Raw genomic sequence first — 1,621 nt, 5'->3', positions numbered from 1 at the left:
GCTGGCGCCAATCCGCCGGTAACCCGCTGGCGCCAATCCGTTGGCGCCAGCTCGCCGGTAACCCACTTGCAGGATACCCCCGGGGGTATTATTGTTGTTAGTAGTCGACGGGGCTCACCACCCCATTTCTTTACGAAGGAGAACACATGCTTCTGGAACGCATTTATGATGAGGACCTTGCCCAGGCCAGCTACCTGATCGGCTGCCAGGCCAAGGGCGAAGCCGTTGTTGTGGACGGCCGCCGTGATATCGCGGTGTACCAGGCGCTGGCGGCGAAGAACGGCATGAAGATCGTCGCGGTCACCGAGACCCACATCCACGCCGATTATCTCTCCGGCACCCGGGAGCTCGCCGCGGCGACGGGGGCGAAGATTTACGTCTCGGGCGAGGGCGGACCGGACTGGCAGTACGGGTTCGAGGGCGAGCGGCTCTTCGACGGCGACACGATCACCCTGGGCAACATCAGCATCCAGGCCCTGCACACCCCGGGCCACACCCCGGAACACCTGTCCTTCCTGGTCACCGACGGCGCGTTCAGCGAGAAGGCCGGCTACCTGCTCTCGGGTGACTTTGTCTTCTCCGGGGACCTGGGCCGCCCGGACCTGCTGGACGAGGCCGCCGGCGGGATCGACACCCGCTTCGTCGGCGCGAAGCAGCTCTTCGCGAGCCTGCGCGATAAGTTCCTGACCCTCCCGGACTACGTCCAGGTCCACCCCGCGCACGGCGCAGGCAGTGCCTGCGGCAAGGCCCTGGGTGCGATCCCGTCCTCCACGGTCGGCTACGAACGCCTCTACGCCTGGTGGGGCCCGTACCTGGCCGCCAACGACGAGCAGGGCTTCGTCGATGAACTCCTCGACGGCCAGCCCGACGCACACGCGTACTTCGGGAGGATGAAGCGGGAGAACCGTCAGGGCCCTGCCGTGATGGGAGAACGCGCCCCGCTGCAGGAACTGGACCTCGCCGACGTCGCGCAGGGTCTGGCCGCGGACACGCTGACCTTCATCGACACCCGGTCCAATGACCAGGTCCACGAGGGCACCGTGACCGGGTCCCTGAACGTCCCGGCCGGCAAGTCCGTGGCCAGCTTCGGCGCCTGGGTCGTGAACCCGGAAACCGACAAGAACCCGCTGGTGCTCCTCGCACCGGACCAGGACACCGCGCAGGACATGTGGGACCACCTGGTCCGGGTCGGCATCGACCAGGTCGCCGGGTACGTCACCGGCTTCGCCGGGCTGCCCACCAGCACCCCGAAACTGATCTCCTCCGAGGAGCTTCAGGGCTTCGAGGCCGGCATGATCCTGGACGTGCGCAACCGCACCGAGCACAAAGCCGGGCACATCCCGGGCTCCCACCAGCTCAGCGGCGGCCGCGTGATGTGGCACCTGGACGAACTCCCGGCCGAAGGCACCATCGTGAGCTACTGCCAAAGCGGGGTCCGGAACTCCGTCGCGGCCAGCGCGCTGCGCCGCGCCGGCTACGACGTCGTCGAACTCGACGGCAGCTACAACGCCTGGACCGCCCACCAGCAGGCCCACGAAACCGTCCCCGCCAGCTGACCGGCACCACCAGCACCTAACCGCAACCCTGTGGCGGCGGCCCTGAACACCAGGGCCGCCGCCAC

General features: G+C 67.9%; 1 protein-coding gene. It reads left to right on the top strand.

What is annotated here, in order from left to right; translation table 11 throughout:
- Positions 1–146 precede the first annotated feature (146 nt).
- Positions 147–1,556, top strand: a complete 1,410-nt coding sequence (locus tag ACZYZ3_RS20485; RefSeq protein ID WP_463965599.1) for an MBL fold metallo-hydrolase — start codon at positions 147–149, stop codon at positions 1,554–1,556.
- Positions 1,557–1,621 lie beyond the last annotated feature (65 nt).

It is taken from the genome of Pseudarthrobacter linnaei (assembly GCF_055412825.1).
This window is presented reverse-complemented; position numbering and strand designations above follow the sequence as displayed.